The organism is Pseudarthrobacter sp. NPDC059871, from assembly GCF_042731175.1.
Lineage (GTDB): Bacteria > Actinomycetota > Actinomycetes > Actinomycetales > Micrococcaceae > Arthrobacter.
The window spans coordinates 458793-479590 of sequence record NZ_JBHWJV010000002.1; the positions used below are offsets into that span (position 1 = coordinate 458793).

Annotated in this window: 15 protein-coding genes and 2 riboswitches; of the genes, 7 read left to right on the forward strand and 8 right to left on the reverse strand. The window is 66.5% G+C overall.

Annotation, left to right across the window (positions count from 1 at the left end; translation table 11 throughout):
- The first annotated feature begins 40 nt into the window (after positions 1 to 40).
- The 3 genes from ACFV4R_RS04890 to ACFV4R_RS04900 all read left to right on the forward strand — a co-directional run bounded on the left by ACFV4R_RS04890 (position 41) and on the right by ACFV4R_RS04900 (position 4216).
- The gene (locus ACFV4R_RS04890; protein WP_377201299.1) at positions 41 to 676 is read left to right on the forward strand and encodes an alpha/beta hydrolase; all 636 of its coding nucleotides are present in this window, start codon (positions 41 to 43) and stop codon (positions 674 to 676) included.
- Between the two features lie 293 nt (positions 677 to 969).
- Positions 970 to 1743 carry an HAD family hydrolase gene (locus ACFV4R_RS04895; protein WP_377201300.1) on the forward strand — a complete coding sequence of 258 codons (774 nt, stop codon included), beginning with the start codon at positions 970 to 972 and terminating at the stop codon, positions 1741 to 1743.
- 127 nt (positions 1744 to 1870) lie between these two features.
- Positions 1871 to 4216, forward strand: a complete 2346-nt coding sequence (locus ACFV4R_RS04900) for a glycoside hydrolase family 65 protein (RefSeq protein ID WP_377201301.1) — start codon at positions 1871 to 1873, stop codon at positions 4214 to 4216.
- Positions 4217 to 4228: 12 nt separating this feature from the next.
- On the opposite strand, the gene ACFV4R_RS04905 is transcribed toward ACFV4R_RS04900, so the two are convergent.
- From ACFV4R_RS04905 to gcvP, 7 genes are all read right to left on the reverse strand, one after another.
- Positions 4229 to 5515 (reverse strand): MFS transporter, encoded by a 1287-nt coding sequence (locus tag ACFV4R_RS04905; RefSeq protein ID WP_377201302.1) that lies wholly within the window; start codon positions 5513 to 5515, stop codon positions 4229 to 4231.
- 126 nt (positions 5516 to 5641) lie between these two features.
- A complete protein-coding gene (gene lipA, locus ACFV4R_RS04910; protein WP_377201303.1) occupies positions 5642 to 6655 on the reverse strand; it encodes a lipoyl synthase in 1014 nt (337 codons plus the stop codon).
- 70 nt (positions 6656 to 6725) lie between these two features.
- Positions 6726 to 8183: an L-serine ammonia-lyase gene (locus ACFV4R_RS04915; protein ID WP_377201304.1), complete on the reverse strand. Its 1458-nt coding sequence runs from the start codon at positions 8181 to 8183 to the stop codon at positions 6726 to 6728.
- 323 nt (positions 8184 to 8506) lie between these two features.
- Positions 8507 to 9844 (reverse strand): serine hydroxymethyltransferase, encoded by a 1338-nt coding sequence (glyA, locus tag ACFV4R_RS04920; protein WP_377201305.1) that lies wholly within the window; start codon positions 9842 to 9844, stop codon positions 8507 to 8509.
- On the reverse strand, positions 9841 to 10224 hold the full coding sequence (gene gcvH / locus ACFV4R_RS04925; protein WP_056080113.1) for a glycine cleavage system protein GcvH: 384 nt from the start codon (positions 10222 to 10224) through the stop codon (positions 9841 to 9843). Before gcvH ends, glyA begins: the two co-directional genes overlap by 4 nt.
- 81 nt (positions 10225 to 10305) lie before the next feature.
- Positions 10306 to 11454 carry a glycine cleavage system aminomethyltransferase GcvT gene (gene gcvT, locus ACFV4R_RS04930; protein ID WP_377201306.1) on the reverse strand — a complete coding sequence of 383 codons (1149 nt, stop codon included), beginning with the start codon at positions 11452 to 11454 and terminating at the stop codon, positions 10306 to 10308.
- 9 nt (positions 11455 to 11463) lie between these two features.
- Positions 11464 to 14316 carry an aminomethyl-transferring glycine dehydrogenase gene (gene gcvP, locus ACFV4R_RS04935; protein WP_377201307.1) on the reverse strand — a complete coding sequence of 951 codons (2853 nt, stop codon included), beginning with the start codon at positions 14314 to 14316 and terminating at the stop codon, positions 11464 to 11466.
- Between the two features lie 156 nt (positions 14317 to 14472).
- Positions 14473 to 14571: riboswitch (glycine riboswitch) on the reverse strand.
- Positions 14572 to 14831: 260 nt separating this feature from the next.
- A riboswitch (glycine riboswitch) is annotated at positions 14832 to 14930 on the forward strand.
- Positions 14931 to 15075: 145 nt separating this feature from the next.
- On the opposite strand from gcvP, the gene cycA reads away from it, so the two are divergent.
- The 3 genes from cycA to ACFV4R_RS04950 all read left to right on the forward strand — a co-directional run bounded on the left by cycA (position 15076) and on the right by ACFV4R_RS04950 (position 18378).
- Positions 15076 to 16620, forward strand: a complete 1545-nt coding sequence (cycA, locus tag ACFV4R_RS04940) for a D-serine/D-alanine/glycine transporter (RefSeq protein WP_377201308.1) — start codon at positions 15076 to 15078, stop codon at positions 16618 to 16620.
- Between the two features lie 218 nt (positions 16621 to 16838).
- Positions 16839 to 17645 (forward strand): hypothetical protein, encoded by an 807-nt coding sequence (locus tag ACFV4R_RS04945; RefSeq protein ID WP_377201309.1) that lies wholly within the window; start codon positions 16839 to 16841, stop codon positions 17643 to 17645.
- Complete coding sequence (locus ACFV4R_RS04950) at positions 17629 to 18378, forward strand: LamB/YcsF family protein (RefSeq protein WP_377201310.1); 750 nt, start codon at positions 17629 to 17631, stop codon at positions 18376 to 18378. The genes ACFV4R_RS04945 and ACFV4R_RS04950 overlap by 17 nt, the downstream gene beginning before the upstream one ends.
- A 34-nt stretch (positions 18379 to 18412) precedes the next feature.
- Here the strand turns inward: ACFV4R_RS04950 and ACFV4R_RS04955 are convergent, their stop codons facing one another.
- Positions 18413 to 19762, reverse strand: coding sequence for a DUF445 domain-containing protein (locus tag ACFV4R_RS04955; protein WP_377201311.1), 1350 nt, complete (start codon positions 19760 to 19762; stop codon positions 18413 to 18415).
- 49 nt (positions 19763 to 19811) lie between these two features.
- Between ACFV4R_RS04955 and ACFV4R_RS04960 the strand changes: the two genes are divergently transcribed.
- The gene (locus tag ACFV4R_RS04960) at positions 19812 to 20798 is read left to right on the forward strand and encodes a glycerophosphodiester phosphodiesterase (protein ID WP_377201312.1); all 987 of its coding nucleotides are present in this window, start codon (positions 19812 to 19814) and stop codon (positions 20796 to 20798) included.

Sequence of the window (20798 nt, forward strand, 5' to 3'; positions counted from 1 at the left end):
TCGCGGCGTGGGCGCGGCGTTGCCTCGCTAGTCTGGTCCGATGGAAACAGTTGTGTGGTCCAAGCCTGAGGACCAGCGCGCCGGGACGCCCCTGCTGGTGATGATGCATGGCTATGGCACGGATGAATCCCGCATGGTCCGGCTGTTCGAGTACTTGCCCCCGGAGTTCACCTTCGCGGCCCTCCGGGCGCCCATGCCCATAGGAGACCACTATGGCTGGTTCCTGCTGGACTACTTCCTCGCCAACGACTTTGCCGACGTCATCTCCGTCACCGGCACCGTGCATGGCTGGATCAACTCCGTCCGGGGCCAGCACACCAGCGTGAGCCTGATGGGCTACTCGCAGGGCATGGCCATGGCCAGCACCCTCCTGCGTCTTCATCCCCGGGACTATGCCGCCGTTGTTGGCCTTTCCGGCTTTGTGCTGGATAACGACCTCCTGGCCCTCACCGATGAGTTCGATACCAGGCCGCCGTTCTTTTGGGGCCGCGACAAGGCGGATCTGGTGATCAACGAGGATGCCACTGCCTTCACGGGTGAATGGCTTGAAGCCCACACACTGCTGACCGCCCGGACCTATCCCGGGATGGGGCACGCCATGTCGAAAGCCGAGATGGGTGACGTCAGCGCGTTCCTTCGGCATTACGTTCTCCGTGGAGCGGGCGCCGGAGGCTAGGGCGGCCCGTCACATCCTGGCAGTTTCGCCGCGCTGGGAAACAACAGTTGCCAGCCAAATATGCAAGCGTTTACACTCATCCTCGGCGCTGCCGTACGCCGCCGCCGGGTTGTCCTGTGCGGGCAACAAGTTCAAGATGGAAGACGAATGTAGATCAGCAAGGCCCCGGAATGGCGCCGGTTCCCCCACCGGCACGGCCCGCTGTATGTGCAGATTCGACTGGCGCCGACGCCACACCCACACCGCGCACGTCGTCTTCGCTGCCCGCTGCTTGAAAGGATCCCCACCTGCCGATGAACAACTCCGCCCACGAAGCACTCGCCAACGAGCCTTCCACCGCAACGGCCCCCGAGAACACCGCCTGGACTGACGCATCCGCCATCCTGTTCGACCTGGACGGCGTACTGACCCCCACGGCGACAGTGCACGAGCAGGCCTGGAAGGAACTCTTCGAAGGCTTCCTTGCCGGGCACCCCGAGGTCCAGGGCTACCGCGAAAGCGACTACTTCGACCACATCGACGGCAAGCCGCGGTTCGACGGCGTCCGGGACTTCCTCGCCTCACGCAGCATTGAGCTCCCCGAAGGACCGCTGGACGACGATCCCGCCAACATCACGGTCCAGGGCCTCGGGAACCGCAAGAACCGGATCTTCAACGACATCGTCAGCACCGGCGTCGAGCCGTTTGAAGGCTCGGTGCGTTTCCTCGAAGCTGCGCTGGACCGCGGACTGAAGGTCGCCGTCGTCTCATCCTCCCGCAACGCCCCCGCAGTCCTGGCGGCCGCAGGCCTGAGCCACCACTTCCCCGTCGTGGTGGACGGTGTGGTGGCGGCCCGCGAAGGAATCCCCGGCAAACCCAGTCCGGCGACGTACGCCTACGCCGCCCGGCTGCTGGAACTGCCCAGCGAGGAATGCGTAGTGGTGGAGGACGCTGTCTCCGGCGTCCAGGCCGGCCAGGCGGGATCGTTCCATTCCGTCATCGGCGTGGACCGCGGTGCCGGGCGCGAAACCCTCCTCAAGGCGGGGGCAACCCTGGTGGTCAACGACCTTGGAGAGCTCCTGCCCTGACGCGAGCCCCGTTCCACACCGGAGACGCTGCCACCCCCGGGCAGCACCCATCCGGGCAAGCATCAACTTCGAATCCCCTCTGCCGGACTTGTGCCGGTGCACAGCATGCCTAAAAGGACCCAACACCATGGCTATCATCTCTGCGGACCGCGAACGGTTCCCCAATACTCCCTGGCAACTGGTGGAAACCCGCCACGAACCGGGAAACGCAGGGACGCTTGAAACGCTCTTTTCACTGGGCAACGGCCACCTCGGCATCCGTGGCGCCCACTGGGCAGCCGCGGATGCCGAACTTCCCGGCAGCTTCATCAACGGGCTGCACGAAATCTGGGATATCAAGCACGCCGAGAACGCCTTCGGATTCGCGCGGACCGGCCAACGCATCCTCTACATTCCGGACGCCAACAACTTCACCGTCGTGGTAGACGGGGAGTCCCTGGGCCTTGCCGAATCGGAGGTGCTGGACTACCGGCGGAGCGTTGACTTCTCCACCGGCATCTACGAGTGCCGCATCACCTGGCAGTGCCGGTCCGGTTCCGTGGTCACCACCACGGAACGGCGTGCGGTGGGGTACGAATCCCGCGGCAGCCTGGGCCTCTCCCTCGAGGTCGCGGCGGACCGCGATATTTCGCTCGACGTCACCTCGTCCGTGGTCAACCGGCAGGACCAGCCGGTAGAGGACCACTCCGCCCACGATCCGCGCCGCGCCGGCCGCCACGCCGGACGGGTCCTGCTGCCGCTGCGGTTGGATGGCGGCGACGGATCGCTGCGGCTCTCCTGGGAAGCCGCCGAATCCAAGCAGCGCGTGGGCCTTGCCGTGGATCACTGGACGTCCGCCGGCCACCAGCCTTTCGAAACCTTGGTGGACCAGGACGACAGCAGCGTCCGCTACGTGCTGGCGGTCAGCGCCGGCGAACCCTTCAGGCTCGAGAAAAGCGTCAGCTACGCCGCCGGCCGGACCGTGCAGGACGAGGGCGTCGATGCTGCCGCCCTGGCCGAAGCAGGCCTGCGCCCCGTCGCGGACATCTTCGCCGAAAGCGAGGCGCACTACCGCGGCTATTGGGCAACCTCGGACATCGTGGTGGATGGTGGCGAGCCGGAGCTGCAGCAGGCCATCCGCTGGAACCTGTTCCAGCTGGCCCAGGCCACGGCCCGTGCCAACGTGGCCGGCATCCCGGCCAAGGGCGTCACCGGATCCGGCTACGAGGGCCACTATTTCTGGGACCAGGAGGTCTACCTCCTGCCCTACCTGACGTACACCAACCCGGACGGCGCCCGGCAGGTCCTGGAGTTCCGCCACGCAATGCTGCCCGAAGCCAAGGTCCGGGCCAAGGAACTCAGTGTGGACGGCGCACTGTTCCCGTGGCGGACCATCAACGGCCTCGAAGCCAGCGCCTACTACGCCGCCGGCACCGCGCAGTTCCACATCGCGGCCGCCATCGCGTTCGCCACCAACCGCTACCTGTGGGCCACCGGCGATTCCGCGTTCCGGGAGGGCATGGGGGCTGAGCTGCTGATGGAAACCGCGCGCATGTGGATCTCGCTGGGCTTCTTCGGCAAGGATGGCCTGTTCCACATCCACGGTGTCACCGGCCCGGACGAGTACACCGCCGTGGTCAACGACAACCTCTACACGAACGTCATGGCCCGGTTTAACCTGCGGGCTGCCGCAGCGCTGGACCACCCGGGCGTGGCCCAGGAAGAGCGGCAGCTGTGGGCGGCGGCAGCCAACCTGATGCACCTGCCGTTCGACAGCCGCATGCAGGTCCACTCCCAGGACAACGACTTCATGACCCTGGAACCATGGGACTGGACCACGCCGCGGTCCAAGTACCCGCTCCTGCTGCATTTCCACCCGCTGGTGATTTACCGCCACCAGGTGCTCAAGCAGGCGGACACCGTCCTCGCCATGTTCCTGCAATGGCAGGATTTCACTGCGGGCGAGAAACAGCGCGCGTTCGATTTCTACGACCCCATCACCACCGGCGACTCCACCCTGTCTGCATGCGTACAGGGCATCATGGCTGCCGAGGTAGGGTACTCCGGGGAAGCCCTGAAGCACTTCACCAACGCGGTGTTCATCGACCTGGACGACACCCACGGCAACACCATTGACGGTGTGCACATCGCGTCCACCGGAGGTGTGTGGAGCTCCCTGGTGTGCGGCTTTGCGGGTCTGCGAGACCAGGGACCGGTGCCGTACTTCGATCCGCGCCTGCCGGAGGAATGGGACGGACTGACCTTCCACCTCAGGATCAGCGGCCGGCTGCTGCTGGTCCGGCTCTCCTCCGGCGCCATCACGCTCACCGTCCAGGAAGGGGAGCCGCTCGACATCAACGTCCGGGGCCAGGTACTGGCCGTAGGCTCCGACCCCGTCAGGGTGGAGCTGGAGCCCGTCGCGGAACCGGAACCCACTGTCTTCCCCAGCGGACTTCCGACGGCGAGCATTCCGGTGGTCCTCGCCAACAGCTGATGTGCCCCAAAGTCAGGACACGGCGGCTTCGGGCGCCGCGTCCAGCGGGTGGGCCAATTCGTCGCGGGGCATCCTGGCGGCGGCGGATGCGATGACGGCCATGACGGGGCAGACCAAGCCCGCCACCAGGAAAATCAGCCAGATGGGCAGCACCTCAGCCGCTGGCCCGGCCAGCGCCATGGACACCGGCATCAGCGCCAGGGACACGAAAAAGTCCAGGCTGGAAATGCGGCCCAGCAGGTGGGACGGAACTCGGCGCTGGAGCAGCGTGCCCCAGATGACCATGCCCACGCTCCCGGTGGCGCCCCAGATAAACAGAGCTGCGGCGATCAGCCAGAAGTTGTCCATGAGGCCGACGGCGGCAATCGGCAGGCTGCCCACGCCCCAGGACACCATCATCACCGTGAGGTAGCGGCGGGGCAGGCGGAGTGACGCCGTCACCAGGGAGCCCAGGGCTGCGCCCACCCCCATGACCGCCAGCATGAAGCCGAACATGCTCGAATCCCCGCCCAGTTGGTCCCGCACCAGGAATGGCAGCAGGACTTCGATGGGGCCGATCAGGAACAGCACTGAAATACAGGCCCAGATCAGCGTCCAGAGCAGCCATGGGGTCCTGATGGTGTAGCTGACTCCTTCGCGCAGGTCCTGGACGAAGGACGACTTCCGGTGTGCATCATCGTGGCCGGCCCCTTTGGGGGATGTGGCCAGGGCATGCTGGCCCAGGAAGTTCAGGACAATGAAGGCCAGCAGGTGGCACGCAGCCACCCCGGTCACCGCATGCGACGGCGAGAGGGCTGCCACCAGGATGCCGGCTACCGCCGGTCCCGCAGCCTGCTGCAGCACGGGGCGCATGGTCCCCTCCATGCCGTTGGCGGCCAGCAGGTCCTCAGCCGGAAGAATGCGCGGCAGGATCGCGGAGTAGGCAGGGAAGAAGAAGGCCGCGCCAACGCCCAGCACGAACGCACCCGCAGCCACATGCCACAGTTGCAGCCAGCCAGCCATGGCCAGGCCGCTTACCGCGGCGATGACTGCCAGGTTGGCGCACTCGACGGCGATGATCAGGCGCCGCTGCGGGACCCTGTCCGCCGCGATCCCGCCGGCCAGGACGAAGGCCACCAGTCCCACGCTTCCGGCGGCGGCCACCAGCGAGAGCTCCAGGGGACCGCCGCCCAGGTGGATCACCTGGTAGACCATGGCGACGGCCCACATGCCGGAACCGAAGATCGATATGGCCAGCGCTGCAATCAGCACCCGGTACTCGCGGTGGATGAACGGGCGCAAGGCTTTGGGGGCAGGCATAAGCCACAGTTTAGGCCCCGGACGGCGGCCGGCCCGATGCCCCCCAATCAGCATCAGGCCGGCCGCCCATGGGCAATGTCCGGTGCCTGTCAGCCCCGGACATTGCCCAAGCGTTCCTGGTGGAATCTAGCCGGCCAGGAGGGTGGCGGCTTCCTGGCGGGTGGTGCCGGAGTCCTGAATGCCGTCGGCGATGTGGGCGAGTTCGGCGGGGATGTCGCGGCCTTTTTTGCGCATGGCGGTGGCCCAGAGGCGGCCGGCGCGGTAGGAGGAGCGGACCAGGGGGCCGGACATGACGCCGAGGAAGCCGATTTCTTCGGCTTCGTGCTGGAGGTCGACGAATTCCTGGGGTTTGACCCAGCGGTCCACGGGGAGGTGGCGTTCGGAGGGGCGGAGGTATTGGGTGATGGTGATCAGGTCGCAGCCGGCGGCGTGGAGGTCGCGGAGGGCTTCGGAGATTTCCTCGCGGGTTTCGCCCATGCCGAGGATGAGGTTGGATTTGGTGACCATGCCGAGGTTCCGGCCTTGGGTGATGACGTCGAGGGAGCGTTCGTAGCGGAATGCGGGGCGGATCCTTTTGAAGATCCGGGGGACGGTTTCGACGTTGTGGGCGAAGACTTCGGGGGCGGAGTCGCAGATCGCGGCGATGTGGTCGGGGTTGCCGGAGAAGTCGGGGATGAGGAGTTCGACGCCGGTGCCGGGGTTCAGTTCGTGGATTTTGCGGACGGTTTCGGCGTAGAGCCAGACGCCTTCATCTTCGAGGTCGTCGCGGGCCACGCCGGTGACGGTGGCGTAGCGGAGCTGCATGGATTGGACGGAGCGGGCCACTTTGGTGGGTTCGAACCTGTCCACGGGGGAGGGTTTGCCGGTGTCGATCTGGCAGAAGTCGCAGCGGCGGGTGCATTCAGAGCCGCCGATGAGGAAGGTGGCTTCCTTGTCTTCCCAGCATTCGAAGATGTTGGGGCAGCCGGCTTCTTCGCAGACGGTGTGCAGGCCTTCTTTTTTGACCAGGTTCTTGAGCTGGACGAACTCCGGGCCCATCTGGACTTTGGCCTTGATCCATTCCGGTTTACGTTCCACCGGGGTGGCCGCGTTGCGCTGCTCGATCCGCAGCAACTTCCGGCCTTCGGGTGCCAATGTCATGATCGATTTCCTTTGTTTGTGCTGGGTGTGCCGTCGGGGCGGCGTTGGTTGAGCTCGTCGAAACCCTGGATCAGCATTCGACGACGTTGACGGCGAGGCCGCCCATGGCGGTTTCTTTGTATTTGGAGGACATGTCCTTGCCGGTTTCGCGCATGGTGATGATGACTTCGTCGAGGGAGACCCGGTGGGTGCCGTCGCCCCAGAGCGCCATTTTCGCCGCGTTGATGGCCTTGGCCGCGGCGATCGCGTTCCGTTCGATGCAGGGAACCTGCACCAAACCGCCGATCGGATCACACGTCAGGCCCAGGTTGTGTTCCATCGCGATTTCCGCGGCGTTCTCCACCTGCGCCGGGGTGCCGCCCATGACCTCGGCAAGGCCCGCCGCCGCCATCGACGACGCCGAGCCCACCTCGCCCTGGCAGCCCACCTCCGCACCCGAAATGGACGCCTGTTCTTTGTAGAGCACCCCCACGGCGCCGGCGGCGAGCAGGAACCTGGCCACCACGCCGTCGCGGTCTTCCTGCGTGGCCTGGTCCATGCCCGGGGCGAAATGCAGGGCGTAGTACAGGACCGCGGGAATGATCCCGGCCGCCCCGTTCGTGGGGGCGGTGACCACCCTCCCGCCGGAAGCGTTCTCCTCGTTCACGGCCAGGGCCACCAGGTTCACCCACTCCTGCCAATACCTGGGGTCATGGAAATCCTGGTCCGTGAAGTCCAGGTCCTGGCTGTCCACCCCCGGGCGGGCGCATTCCTTCTTCAACCGGTCGAACCAGTCCGGGGCGCGGCGGCGGACCTTCAACCCGCCCGGCAACACCCCATCACGCTTCAGCGAGGTCGCCACGCACGCCTCCATCACGGACCAGATGTGCAGCAGCCCCGCCCGGATCTCCTCCTCGGTCCGGGAAGACTTCTCGTTGACCAGCATCACGTCGCTGATCCCCAACCCGGTGCCGGCGCAATGGCCCAGGAGCTCCGCGGCGGTCCGGAACGGCAACGGCAGCTCCTTCTTGGACTCCTCCAACTCCTGCTGCGCGGCGTCCTCTTCACCCTCACGGACAATGAACCCGCCGCCCACGGAGAAAAACGTGGCACGGTGCAGTTCCGCACCGTGCTCGTCCGAGACGGTGAACGTCATCCCGTTCGTGTGCCGCGGCAACACCGTCAACGGACGCAACACCATGTCCTTCACCCCATACGGCAGCTTCACGCCCTCCCCGCCCCCGGCCCCGGCCAGGTGCAGCGTCCCGGTCTCAGCGATCGCAGCCAGCCGCTCCTCCACCTCCGCCGGCAGAATCTTTTCGGGGTGATACCCCTCCAAGCCCAGCAGGACCGCCGTCATCGTCCCGTGCCCATGCCCCGTCGCCGCCAACGACCCATACAGATCCACCCGCAACGAAGCCACCCGGGACAACACCCCGGCACCCCTCAACTCCTCCGCAAACACCGCAGCAGCCCGCATCGGCCCCACAGTATGAGAACTCGACGGCCCAATACCGATCGAAAACAGATCAAAAACACCAACAGCCATGACGGGGTTTCCTAACTAAACAGGTGGTTGGGGTGGAGCGGGCAGGACATCCTCCGCGTGCTCGGTCGCGAAGACGCCCGCTAAGCGGACGTGACGCTCCCTTAGACGCACGCTGCCGGATGCCCCACCCACTCCGTGGGCAAGTCACCAAGGCGACCTGCCCACGAGGGGCCGGCGGAGCCGGACTTTTCGAAAGCGTGCGTCAGAGGCGAGGAACGAGCCAGCACGCGTGAAAATGTCCGGTCAGCCGGTCCCGAGGGCGACCACCGAGCACGCGGAGGATGCCAGTCCCACCGGGCAAAGGCGATCAGGCGATCAGGCGATCAGGACAGCGGTGCGACGCCCGGGTAGAGCGGGTGGGCTGCGGCGAGTGCTTCGACGCGGTGACGCAGGCTGGAAAGGTCTGCGTCGGCGTCGGCCGTCAATGCTTCGGCGATGATGTCCGCAACTTCGCGGAAGGCGGCTTCGCCGAATCCGCGGGTCGCCAAAGCCGGGGTGCCGATGCGCAGGCCGGAGGTGACCATCGGCGGGCGCGGGTCGAAGGGCACGGCATTGCGGTTGACGGTGATGTCAATCGCGGCCAGGCGGTCTTCGGCTTGCTGGCCGTTGAGCTCGCAGTTGCGGAGGTCAACCAGGACCAGGTGCACGTCCGTGCCGCCGGAGATCACGTTGATGCCCTTGGCGGTGACGTCCGGCTGGACCAGGCGCTCGGCAAGGATCCGGGAGCCGGCGAGGACGCGTTCCTGCCGTTCCTTGAACTCCGCCGAGGCGGCGATCTTGAATGCCACGGCCTTGCCGGCGATGACGTGCTCCAGCGGTCCGCCCTGCTGGCCCGGGAACACAGCCGAGTTGATCTTCTTGGCGATGTCGGCGTCGTTCGACAGGATGATGCCGCCGCGCGGACCGGCGAGGGTCTTGTGCGTGGTTGAGGTGGTGACGTGTGCGTGCGGTACCGGGCTGGGGTGCAGGCCCGCCGCGACGAGGCCGGCGAAGTGGGCCATGTCCACCATCAGGTAGGCGCCTACCAGGTCGGCGATCCGGCGGAATTCGGCGAAGTCCAGCTGGCGTGCGTATGCGGACCAGCCGGCAACGATCAGCTGCGGCTTGGTTTCCAGCGCCAGGCGCTCCACCTCTGCCATATCGATAGTGTGGGTGTCTTCGCGGACCTGGTACGGCACCACGTTGTAGAGCTTTCCGGAGAAGTTGATCTTCATGCCGTGGGTCAGGTGTCCGCCGTGGGCGAGGTTCAGGCCCATGATGGTGTCGCCGGGCTTGATCAGCGCGTGCATCACCGAAGCGTTGGCCTGTGCGCCGGAGTGCGGCTGCACGTTGGCGAATTCGGCGCCGAACAAAGCCTTGAGCCGGTCGATGGCGAGCTGTTCGATGACGTCCACGTGTTCGCAGCCGCCGTAGTAGCGCTTGCCCGGGTAGCCTTCGGCGTACTTGTTGGTCAGCACCGAGCCCTGCGCCTGCATGACGGCGGCGGCGGTGTGGTTTTCGGAAGCAATCATTTCCAGGCCGTCGCGCTGGCGGCCCAGTTCGTCGTCGATCTTGGCCGCGATCTCCGGGTCCAGGACGGACAGGTCCGCGTTCAGGCTGGGCGATTCAACCTGGTGGAAGGCAACCGTCTCAGTGACAGCCGCGCCGGCAGCCGCGCTCACAGCTCGCCGCCGTTCGCTGCGGCGTATTCTGCGGCGGACAGCAGCGGGCCTTCCTCGGTGACGGACACCTTGAACAGCCAGCCGGCCCCGTACGGGTCGCTGTTGATAAGGGCGGGGTCGGACACCACGCCGTCGTTGATCTCGGTGACCTCTCCAGTGACGGGGGAGTAGAGATCCGAAACGGACTTGGTGGATTCCACCTCGCCGCAGGTTTCGCCGGCGGTCACGATGGAGCCAACCTCGGGCAGGTCCACGTACACGATGTCGCCCAGCGCATCGGCGGCGACGGCGGAGATACCGATCCCGGCAGGGCCGGACCCGTCAACAGCAATCCACTCATGCTCGGCGGAGTACTTCAGTTCAGCTGCAACTTTGCTCATTGTTTATTTCCTTTGGTTCGTGTTCGAAGAGTGAGCGGGCGTTGGGCAAATAGCCGCCACAAGTGAGCGGCCCCGCGGGCTTTAGCGGGTGCGCTTGTAGAACGGCAGTGCCACTACTTCGAAGCGTTCGGGCTTGCCGCGGAGATCAACGTCGACGAGGGTGCCAACTTCGGCGAATTCGACGTCGATGTAGGCCATTGCCACGGGGTAGCCGAGGGTGGGGGAGGGCTGGCCCGAGGTGACTTCGCCGATGAGGGAGCCGCCCTTGAGGACCGGGTAGTGGCCGCGGGCGGCGCGGCGCCCGGTGCCCTTGAGGCCCACGAGCTTCTGGCCCACGGTGGACCCGACGCCGGCGGCCTTGATAGCTGCCAGGGCCTCCTTGCCCACAAAGTCGCTTTCCTTGGCCAGGGCCACGACCGGCCCCAGCCCGGCGGCGTAGGCGTTGACGCGGCGGGAGAGTTCGTTGCCGTAGAGCGGCATGCCGGCTTCGAGGCGGAGCGAGTCGCGGGCGGCGAGGCCTGCAGGGATGAGGCCGGAACCTTCCCCGGCCGTGAGCAGGGCCTCCCACAGGGCGGCTGCCTCCAGGTTGCCGATGTAGATCTCGAAGCCGTCTTCGCCGGTGTAGCCGGTGCGGGCCACCAGCAGGTCCCGGACGGAGCCGTTGACCGTGACGCCCACCTCGACGGCGGCGTAGTACTTCAGCTCAGTCACCAGGGAGTGCTGGTCGGCCGGGACGAGCGCCAGCAGGATGGCCTCGGCGGCGGGGCCCTGGACGGCGATCAGGGAAGTCTCGGCGGAGGCGTCCTGCACGGTGACGTCGAAGCCGGCGGCGCGTTCCTGCAGGGCCTGGGCCACTACCTTGGCGTTGCCTGCGTTCGGGACTACCAGATATTTGGCTGTTCCGTCCGCAGCCGCGGGGAGGCGGTACGTGATCAGGTCATCGATGATGCCGCCGTCGGTGTCGCAGATCAGCGAGTACTTCGCCTTGCCCACCGCGATGGCTGACAGCTTGCCTGCCAGGGCGTAGTCCAGGAATGCTGCAGCTTCCGGGCCGGTGACCCACACTTCACCCATGTGGGAGAGGTCGAACAGGCCGGCAGCGTTGCGCACGGCGTGGTGCTCGGCGAGTTCGGAATCGTACTTGAGGGGCATCTGCCAGCCGCCGAAGTCGGTGAAGGAGGCGCCGGCTTTCTTGTGCTGCTCGTAGAGAGCGGTGTAATTCTCAGTCATGGGAAGTCCTTAGTTCTCGAAGTCGGAAAGCGGAGGGCAGGAGCAGACCAGGTTGCGGTCGCCGGCTGCGCCGTCGATGCGTCCCACGGGCGGGAAGTACTTGTCCTGCCGCAGGGAAGCGACGGGGAACGCGGCCTGCTCTCGCGGGTAGGCACGGTCCCATTCGGAGCTGACGACGGCGGACGCCGTGTGCGGTGCGTTGCGCACCGGCGATGCCTCCAGGGAGAAGTCGCCCGCTGCTACCTGCTCGATCTCGGCGTGGATGGTGGTCATCGCGTCGATGAAGCGGTCGATCTCGGCGAGGTCCTCGGACTCGGTGGGCTCCACCATCAGGGTCCCGGCCACCGGGAAGGCCAGGGTGGGGGCGTGGAAGCCGAAGTCGATCAGGCGCTTGGCCACGTCCTCAGCAGTGACGCCGGTGCGGGCGGTGAGTTCGCGCAGGTCCAGGATGCACTCGTGGGCCACGAGCCCGCCTTCGCCGGTGTAGAGCACCGGGTAGAACTCGTTCAGCCGGGCAGCGACATAGTTCGCGGCCAGCAGCGCGGACTTGGTGGCCTCGGTCAGTCCCGTACCGCCCATCAGCTTCACGTACGCCCAGGAGATCGGCAGCACACCGGCAGAGCCGAACCGGGACGCCGAAATCGCCACGCCGTGGCCCTCCTCATGCGCGGCTTTGTTCGCATCGCCCGGCATGAACGGCGCCAGGTGAGCCTTGGCCGCGACCGGGCCGACGCCGGGCCCGCCGCCGCCGTGCGGGATACAGAACGTCTTGTGCAGGTTCAGGTGCGAGACGTCGCCGCCGAACTTGCCCGGCTGCGCCAGGCCCACCAGGGCGTTGAGGTTGGCGCCGTCCACGTACACCTGTCCGCCTGCGGCGTGGACCGCGTCGCAGACTTCGGTGACGTCGCCGTCGTAGACGCCGTGGGTGGACGGGTAGGTGATCATGATGCAGGACAGGGCGTCCCGGTTCGCCTCGATCTTGGCGGACAGGTCGGCGTGGTCGATGGTGCCGTCCGGGGCGGTGGCGACCACCACCACCTTCATGCCGGCCAGGACTGCGGAGGCGGCGTTGGTGCCGTGCGCCGAAGCGGGGATCAGGCAGACGTTGCGCTGCTGATCACCCCGGGAGTGGTGGTAGCCCCGGATCGCCAGCAGGCCGGCGAGTTCGCCCTGGGAACCGGCGTTGGGCTGGATGGACACCTGGTCGTACCCGGTGATTTCGGTCAGGTCAGCCTCGAGGCCGGTGATCAGCTCACGCCAGCCCTCGGTCTGGGAATCCGGGGCGAACGGGTGGATGGAGGCGAACTCCGGCCAGGAAATGGCCTCCATCTCGGCGGTGGCGTTCAGCTTCATGGTGCACGACCCCAGCGGGATCATGGTGCGGTCCAGGGCCAGGTCGCGGTCCGAGAGTTTGCGGATGTAACGCAGCAGCTGGGTTTCGGACCGGTGCGTGTTGAAGACCGGGTGCTCCAGGTAACCGGAGGTGCGCAGCACGGAGTCGTGCAGCTCGAAACCCTGGGCGTCGCCTACCGGGCCGGCACCAAAGGCGACGGCCACCGCGGACAGCGTTGCCGCCGTCGTGGTCTCATCGATGGAAATGCCCACCGTGTCAGCGTTGACGAAGCGAAGGTTGATGCCGCGCGCTTCGGCGGCGTTGATGACCTTGGCGGCCTTGCCCGGCACGCGCACGGTGAGGGTGTCGAAGAAGGAGTCGGTGACCAGTTCGCGGCCCATGGCGGTGAGCGCCGTGGCCAGGATCCTGGCGTTCTGGTGGGCGGTTTCTGCGATGGCCTTCAGTCCGTCCGGGCCGTGGTAAACGGCGTAGAAAGAGGACACGATGGCCAGCAGCGCCTGGGCGGTGCAGATGTTGGACGTGGCCTTCTCACGGCGGATGTGCTGCTCGCGGGTCTGCAGGGCCAGGCGGTAGGCGGGAGCGCCCGCGTTGTCCTTGGAGACACCCACGATCCTGCCGGGGAGGGTGCGTTCCATGCCCTTCTGCACAGCCATGTAAGCCGCGTGCGGACCGCCGAAGAACAGCGGCACGCCGAAACGCTGGGTGGAGCCGACGGCGATGTCCGCACCCTGCTCGCCCGGAGGAGTGATCAGCGTCAGCGCGAGCAGGTCAGCGGCCACTGTGACCAGCGCACCGCGCTCCTTGGCCTCGGCGATAACGGCGCTCTGGTCCCACACCCGGCCGGACACGCCCGGCTGCTGGAGCACGATGCCGTTGATGGCACCTTCAGGCAGGCCTGCGGAGAGGTCAGCAACCTCCACCTCGAAGCCGAGCGCTTCGGCGCGGCCCAGCACGATGGCGATGGTCTGCGGGAGACAGTCGGCATCAAGGACTGTCTTGCCGTCCTTGGCGTCCTTATTTTTGTTCGCCCGGCGCATCAGCAGCACAGCCTCGGCCACGGCAGTGGCTTCATCGAGGAGTGATGCATTGGCCACGGGAAGGGCGGTGAGGTCCTGGACCATGGTCTGGAAGTTCAGCAGCGCCTCCAGCCGGCCCTGCGAGATCTCGGGCTGGTACGGCGTGTAGGCGGTGTACCAGGCCGGCGCCTCAAGGATGTTGCGGCGGATCACGGCCGGGGTGATGGTGTCGTAGTAGCCCTGGCCGATCATCTGCACGGCGGTCTTGTTCTTGCCCGCCAGCCGGCGCAGCTCGGTCAGGACCTCAACCTCGCTGAGGGCGTCCTGCAGCTTCAGTGCCGTTTCCTGGCGGATCGATGCCGGAACAGCCACGTCCACCAGGCCGTCAACGCTGTCGTAGCCCACTGCCTTGAGCATGGTGTCGACGTCGGCCTGCCGGCGCGCGCCGATATGGCGGTCAACGAACGAGGTTGGAAGGGATTGAATCGTCATGAGGAACTCCAGGTCTGGCCGGCCAGGGTGGCACGGCATGGGATGGGTTCCTCCCCGCTCTGTATTGGACCTGAGAGATTCCGCGGAACCCTGCGTGGCGGGTTCGCTTGCACCGTCGGTGAACCTGGCCGAAACCGGGTTACTTTCCAGAGTTGCCTCGCCGTGACGGTACGGGGGCCTGAGAGATTCCTGGGGAGGATTTGCTCCTACGGCGCCTGCCCGGTGGTGCCGGGAGGACTCTCCCGTCACAGCTCGAAAGGCTATTCAACTGTGGGTGATTCGCCTCACACCGTACAGGTTGGTTGAAAGGAAAACAAATCCGATTGTCACACGATGGGCGGCAGCCGCCTTGTTGCGGCGGCGGAAAAATGGGGTTTGACATTCGATCGTGACCCGCACCACACTGGGTCCGGTGATCAGCACCGTGTCCGGCTGGCTCAGCTCATCGGAGCAGCCCGGGCCAACGTTGCCCCGGAAGGGTGTGGCCGCTGAGCACACCTAATTGAACATGCCTTCGACCTGCGGCGGGAGAGTCCTGCCGGGTACATTTAGCAGGCGCCGTAGGAGCAAACCCTCCCCAGGAAACTCTCAGGCCCATGTACCGCCGCGGACAGGCAACTCTGGAAAGCAGCCGGACCCGTTCCGGCTCACCGGCGGTGCAAGCGGCTTGGGCCGTGGAAACTCTCAGGTTCACTACAGAGCGGGGAGGAACCCAACTTCTGCGGCACCCAAAATGCCGCTTTATCGATGGAGTTCCCCATGGCGATTCATCCCCCCACGTCCAACGGCGAGCCGCCCCGCAATAACCCTCCTGCGGGCAGCGCCGCCCGCAGCGAGCCTCCCCACCTGGAGCGGCAGCTCACCAACCGGCACATCCAGCTCATTGCCATTGGCGGTGCCATCGGCACCGGCCTCTTCATGGGCTCCGGCAAGACCATCTCCGCGGCCGGCCCGTCCGTGATCTTCGTGTACATGATCATCGGGTTCATGCTCTTCTTCGTCATGCGCGCCATGGGCGAATTGCTCCTGAGCAACCTGAACTACAAGTCCTTCAGCGACTTCGCGGCCGACCTCCTGGGGCCGTGGGCAGGGTTCTTCACCGGCTGGACGTACTGGTTCTGCTGGGTGATTACCGGCATCGCTGACGTCATCGCCATTGCGGGCTACTCCAAGGAACTCTGGCCCGGACTGCCGCTCTGGATCCCGGGGCTTGCCACCGTGGCCATCCTGCTGCTGCTGAACCTCGCCACCGTCAAGGCCTTCGGCGAGACCGAATTCTGGTTCGCCCTCATCAAGATCATTGCCATCGCGGCGCTGATCATCGTGGGCCTCTTCATGATCTTCACCGGATTCCAGAGCGACGCCGGAACCGCCAGCTTCACCAACCTCTGGAGCCACGGCGGATTCTTCCCCAATGAGTTCATGGGCTTCGTGGCCGGCTTCCAGATCGCCGTGTTCGCCTTCGTCGGCATCGAACTGGTGGGCACCACTGCCGCCGAAGCCAAGAACCCGGAGCGGACGCTGCCCAAGGCCATTAACGCCATTCCCGTGCGTGTACTGCTCTTCTACGTGGGCGCCCTGATCATCCTCATGGCCGTCACCCCGTGGACCCAGTTCGCGGCCGGCCACAGCCCCTTCATCGGCATGTTCTCGCTCGCCGGGCTGGGCGCTGCAGCCACAGTGGTCAACCTGGTGGTCCTGACCTCCGCCATGTCCTCGGCCAACTCCGGCATCTACTCCACCTCGCGCATGGTGTTCGGCCTCGCGCAGGAGGGTGACGCCCCGGGCATCTTCAGCCGGCTGTCCTCGAGGAAGGTGCCCAGCAACGCGCTGTTCCTCTCCTGCGTACTGCTGCTCTCCGGCGTCGTGCTCATGTACGCCGGCCAGGACGTTGGCAAGGCATTCGAGATGGTGACCACCGTCTCTGCCGTCTGCTTCATCTTTGTCTGGTCGGTCATCCTGGCCAGCTACATCGCCTTCCGCAAGCGCCGCCCGCATCTGCATGACGCATCGAAGTTCAAGATGCCCGGCGGCATCCCCGTGGTGTGGGTGGTTTACGCGTTCTTCGCGTTCGTCCTCTGGGCCCTGACCACCCAGCCGGACACCCTGGCGGCCCTGCTGGTGACCCCCATCTGGTTCCTCGTCCTCGGCGTGGCCTGGGCCATCCTCCGCCGCCGTCCAGCCCACCTTGCCCGCTTCGAGGTCTTCCGCGCCGAGCTGCGCGCCGATGAACAGGCGGCGGCCGGCGGCCTGGACCGTGAAAAGTCCGCCCAGGAGGAAACTGCCCGGGGCTCCCGCTCCTAGGCTTCTTCGCGAATCCGGACCCTCAAGGTACGGATCAGCGAATAAGCTCCTGATTGCAACGCTGCGGCGGGACCCACGCCGGGTCCCGCCGCAGTGCTGTCTGGACGGCGAGATGCAGGGGCGCCGTCGTCGAAGTTCAGCATGCTTAGTGTTTCTGCATCTAGGATGGAGAAGCACGGCAGCCACCCGCTGCAGCTCGACGTGAAACGAAGGTGACCATGGCTAAGCGCAGCAACCCAGCAGTACGGATCGCCCAGGAAACTGCCCACAACGCAGTCTTCGACAAGGACGGCAAGCCCAAGCCCGGAGTCCACAACATGCTCCTCAAAGCCGTGGAGATCCAGCGCCCGCTGGTGCTGGCCTATATCCGCCGGCTGCAGAAGAAGCACCCCCGGGCCACGGCAGCCCAGCTGGCCGGCATCCTGGAGCGCGACTACCTCCGTGCCGTCACCGGCGGCGGCGCAATCGTGGGGGCCACCGCCGTCGTTCCCGGAGTGGGGACCGTCGCGTCGCTGGGACTCTCGGCGGCCGCCACAGTGGGCTTCCTCGAAGCAACCGCCCTGTACGCCACCTCCCTCGCAGAACTCCACGGCATCCGCCTGACCAACCCGGAGAAGGCCAGCACCATGGTCATGGCCATCATGCTGGGCGAGGAAGGCACGGCCCTGCTGGGCACCCTCAGCGGACAAATAGCCGGCAACGGCGCTGGAGCCACCAAGCAGTGGGGCAGCGTGCTCTCCAAGTCGATGCCGATGCCGGGCTTCAGCACCATCCGTAACCGCATCCAGAGGGCCTTCCTCAAGAACCTCCTCAAACGCCAGGGGACCGCGCTTCTGGGCCGGGCCCTCCCGTTCGGGATCGGCGCCGTGGTGGGCGGAGCCGGTAACCTCGTGATGGGCCGTGCGGTGGTGGCCAACGCCAAGGAGGCGTTTGGACCCATGCCGGACAGCCTGCCCGGCGAGCTCACGCCAGCCGGGACCACGGACAACCAGCTGGAAGGCAACACTTTTGGATCTCAACGCTGACCTCGGCGAATCATTCGGCTCGTGGACCATGGGCGATGACGCCCGGATGTTCCAGCTGGTCACCAGCGCCAACGTGGCCTGCGGTTTCCATGCCGGAGATCCCGTCACCATGCTGGACAGTTGCCGTGCGGCCTACGAACTGGACGTCACCGTCGGCGCGCACGTGGGCTACCGGGACCTGGCGGGCTTCGGCCGGCGGTCCCTGGACACGAGTTTCGATGAGCTCTTCGGCGACGTGCTGTACCAGCTGGGCGCGCTCGACGGCGTGGCCCACGCCGTAGGTGCGTCGGTGGACTACGTGAAGCCGCACGGGGCGCTCTACAACCGTTTGGTACACGACGCCGAGCAGGCCTCCGCCGTGGTGGCGGCCGTCAACGCCTACGACCCCGGGCTGCCGATCCTGGGCCTCCCCGGTTCCGAGCTGCTCAAGCAGGCACAGGAAGCCGGACACCCGGTGTTCGTTGAAGCCTTTGTGGACCGCGCCTACCGGGCTGACGGGACGCTGGTGCCGCGGTCCGAGGAGGGCGCCGTGCTGCACGACGTCGACGCGATCGTTGAGCGGGCCGTCCGGCTGGCCACCAAGGGCGAAGTCGTGGCCACCGACGGGACGCTGGTCCAGGTCCGGCCCGACTCTTTGTGCATCCACGGAGACACCCCCGGCGCCGTGGAAATGGCGGCCGGTGTCCGGGCAGGCCTGGAAGCCGCGGGCGTCAGCCTGGAGTCCTTCGCCTGACCCGGCCGGCGCTCACCGGGACCCTGCCCGGCGCTCAGCCGAAGATCAGGTGCGCCACCGTGAAGATCAGCAGCCCGGCCAGCGAGCCCACCACGGTGCCGTTGATCCGGATGAACTGCAGGTCCTTGCCCACCTGGAGTTCGATCTTCTGGGAGGTCTCTTCCGCATCCCAGCGCGCCACAGTATCAGTGATGACCCCGGCAATATCTGACCGGTACGTCTTCACCAGGTAGCCGGCGGCGTCGCCGATCCAGGTGTTGACCTTGCCGGCGAGCTCGGGATCGTTGACCAGCCGCGAACCGAAGTCGCGGACGGCCGCCTTGAACTTGACCGTCAGTTCGCTGTCCGGATCGTCCACGGCGCCGAGCAGGGCGTTCTTGACGGTGCCCCACGTCCGCGAGGCCAGCTCCCGGACCTCGGGATCGCCCAGGACCTGGGCCTTGACGTCCTCGGCGCGCGCAATCATCTTGGGGTCGTGCTGCAGGTCCTGCGCCAGGTCGTTGAGGTACTTGTCGATCTGTTGCCGCACCTGGTGGTTGGGGTCCGACTGCACAGCACGGGCGAACTTGAGGATCTCAACGTAAACCTTGTCGCCCACCAGGCCATCCACGAACTGGGGGACCCAGGTGGGGGAGCGGTCGGACACCAGCCGCGAGACAGTCTCGTGGTTCTCGTCCACCCAGTCGGCGGCGCGGTCCACCAGCAGGTCCACCAGGGTGTGGTGGTGCCCGTCGTGGAAGATCCGCTCCGCGAGCCTGCCCACCGGCGGTCCCCACGGCGGCGTGAGCAGGTGCTTGCGGACCATGCCCTCGATGACCGCCTGGACGTCGTCGTCGTTCAGGACCTTGAAGGCGCCCCGGATGACCGCCGCACCTTCCTTGGCCACCCGGTCCGCGCCGCCCGGCGCGGCGAGCCATTCGCCGGCGCGGCGGGCAATATTTACGCTGGCCAGCTTGTCCTGGACCACCTGCTCGGAGAGGAAGTTGGTCTCCACGAACTCGCCCAGGGACGCGCCGATCTGATCTTTCCGGCGCGGAATGATGGCGGTGTGCGGGATCTTGATGCCCATGGGGTACTTGAACAGCGCGGTGACGGCGAACCAGTCAGCCAGCGCACCCACCATGCCGCCTTCCGCCGCGGCGCGCACGTACTGCAGCCACGGATACTCCTCCTGCAGCGCAAACGCGAAAACGAAGACCACGGCCATGGCGATGAGCAGGCTCAGCGCCAGCATCTTCATTTTCCGCAGCGCTGCCGCCTTTTCGGCGTCTCCCGCGCTGAGTTGATGGCCGACGACGGCGGCCCGCGGTTTCGCGCCTTCGGGCACCGGAGGACCGGTGCGGGGAGGGGATTCCCGGGCAGTTGGCTCAGAGTTCACCTGCATGTGCCAAGCCTAGCCCCGCTGACCGGACCGGGTCGGCTACCGTGTCCCCATGACACCTGACGAGCCGACACGCGGCAGGACCGCAGCAAACGGGACCGCATCTGAGGGAACCACTCTGAACGGCACCACTCTGAACAGGACCACTCCGGACGTGCCGGCGCAGCGGCCGCTGGTCTTCGCCCACCGCGGCTCGAGCGCCGCCTTCGCCGAGCACACCCGCGCCGCCTACCTGCAGGCGCTGGCAGACGGTGCTGACGGCGTGGAGTGCGACGTCCACCTCACCCGCGACCAGCATGTGGTCCTGCTGCATGATGCCAACCTGGACCGTACCTCGGACGGCACCGGCCCGGTGGCCGAGCGGACCCTCCGCGAACTGCGGCAGCTGGACTTCTCCTCCTGGAAGGGCGCCCGCATCCCGGAAACCTACGGCGCACGGTCCGAGCAGCTCCTCACGCTCCCCGAACTCATGGACGTCCTCCGCGGCGCGGGCCGGCCGGTGAAGCTGGCCATCGAGCTCAAACACCCCAGCCCCTACCAGCTCAAACTTGAGGACCGCGTGCTGGAGGTCCTGCGCAGCGAAGGCTGGGATCCCGGAAGCTCCACGGTGGACAACGTGGCGGTGACGTTCATGAGCTTCAGCCCGGATTCGGTCCGCCACCTGCTGCAATCCGTCCCCGCGCAGTACATCTGCCAGCTGGTGGACGACCTCACGGTCCATGAAATCCGCGGCGGCCTGGGCCTTGGCCTGATCACCGGCGGTGCCGTCGCCAACCTCATGAAGGCCACCCAGCTGGAGGGCGAACGGATCCTCGACGCCGGCCTGGTGGGGCTTGCAGGGCCGGGCATCGACTACGTCCGTGAACGCCCGGACACCATCCGGCAGTGGCTGGAGGCCGGGCGGCGCTTCCGGGTGTGGACCGTGGATTCTGCGGAGGACGTTGCGCTGTGCCGGGAGCTGGGGATCCAGGAAGTCACCACGAATGTCCCGGCCCGGGTGCTCTCGCAGCTGCAGGTGGCCCCCTCTCAGGGACGGTAA

Coding starts and splice junctions, on each gene's coding strand:
- ACFV4R_RS04890 (WP_377201299.1), top strand. CDS start 41: ATGGAAACAGTTGTGTGGTCCAAGCCTGAGGACCAGCGCGCCGGGACG.
- ACFV4R_RS04895 (WP_377201300.1), top strand. CDS start 970: ATGAACAACTCCGCCCACGAAGCACTCGCCAACGAGCCTTCCACCGCA.
- ACFV4R_RS04900 (WP_377201301.1), top strand. CDS start 1,871: ATGGCTATCATCTCTGCGGACCGCGAACGGTTCCCCAATACTCCCTGG.
- ACFV4R_RS04905 (WP_377201302.1), bottom strand. CDS start 5,515: ATGCCTGCCCCCAAAGCCTTGCGCCCGTTCATCCACCGCGAGTACCGG.
- lipA (WP_377201303.1), bottom strand. CDS start 6,655: ATGACATTGGCACCCGAAGGCCGGAAGTTGCTGCGGATCGAGCAGCGC.
- ACFV4R_RS04915 (WP_377201304.1), bottom strand. CDS start 8,183: ATGGCTGTTGGTGTTTTTGATCTGTTTTCGATCGGTATTGGGCCGTCG.
- gcvH (WP_056080113.1), bottom strand. CDS start 10,224: ATGAGCAAAGTTGCAGCTGAACTGAAGTACTCCGCCGAGCATGAGTGG.
- gcvT (WP_377201306.1), bottom strand. CDS start 11,454: ATGACTGAGAATTACACCGCTCTCTACGAGCAGCACAAGAAAGCCGGC.
- gcvP (WP_377201307.1), bottom strand. CDS start 14,316: ATGACGATTCAATCCCTTCCAACCTCGTTCGTTGACCGCCATATCGGC.
- cycA (WP_377201308.1), top strand. CDS start 15,076: ATGGCGATTCATCCCCCCACGTCCAACGGCGAGCCGCCCCGCAATAAC.
- ACFV4R_RS04945 (WP_377201309.1), top strand. CDS start 16,839: ATGGCTAAGCGCAGCAACCCAGCAGTACGGATCGCCCAGGAAACTGCC.
- ACFV4R_RS04955 (WP_377201311.1), bottom strand. CDS start 19,762: ATGCAGGTGAACTCTGAGCCAACTGCCCGGGAATCCCCTCCCCGCACC.
- ACFV4R_RS04960 (WP_377201312.1), top strand. CDS start 19,812: ATGACACCTGACGAGCCGACACGCGGCAGGACCGCAGCAAACGGGACC.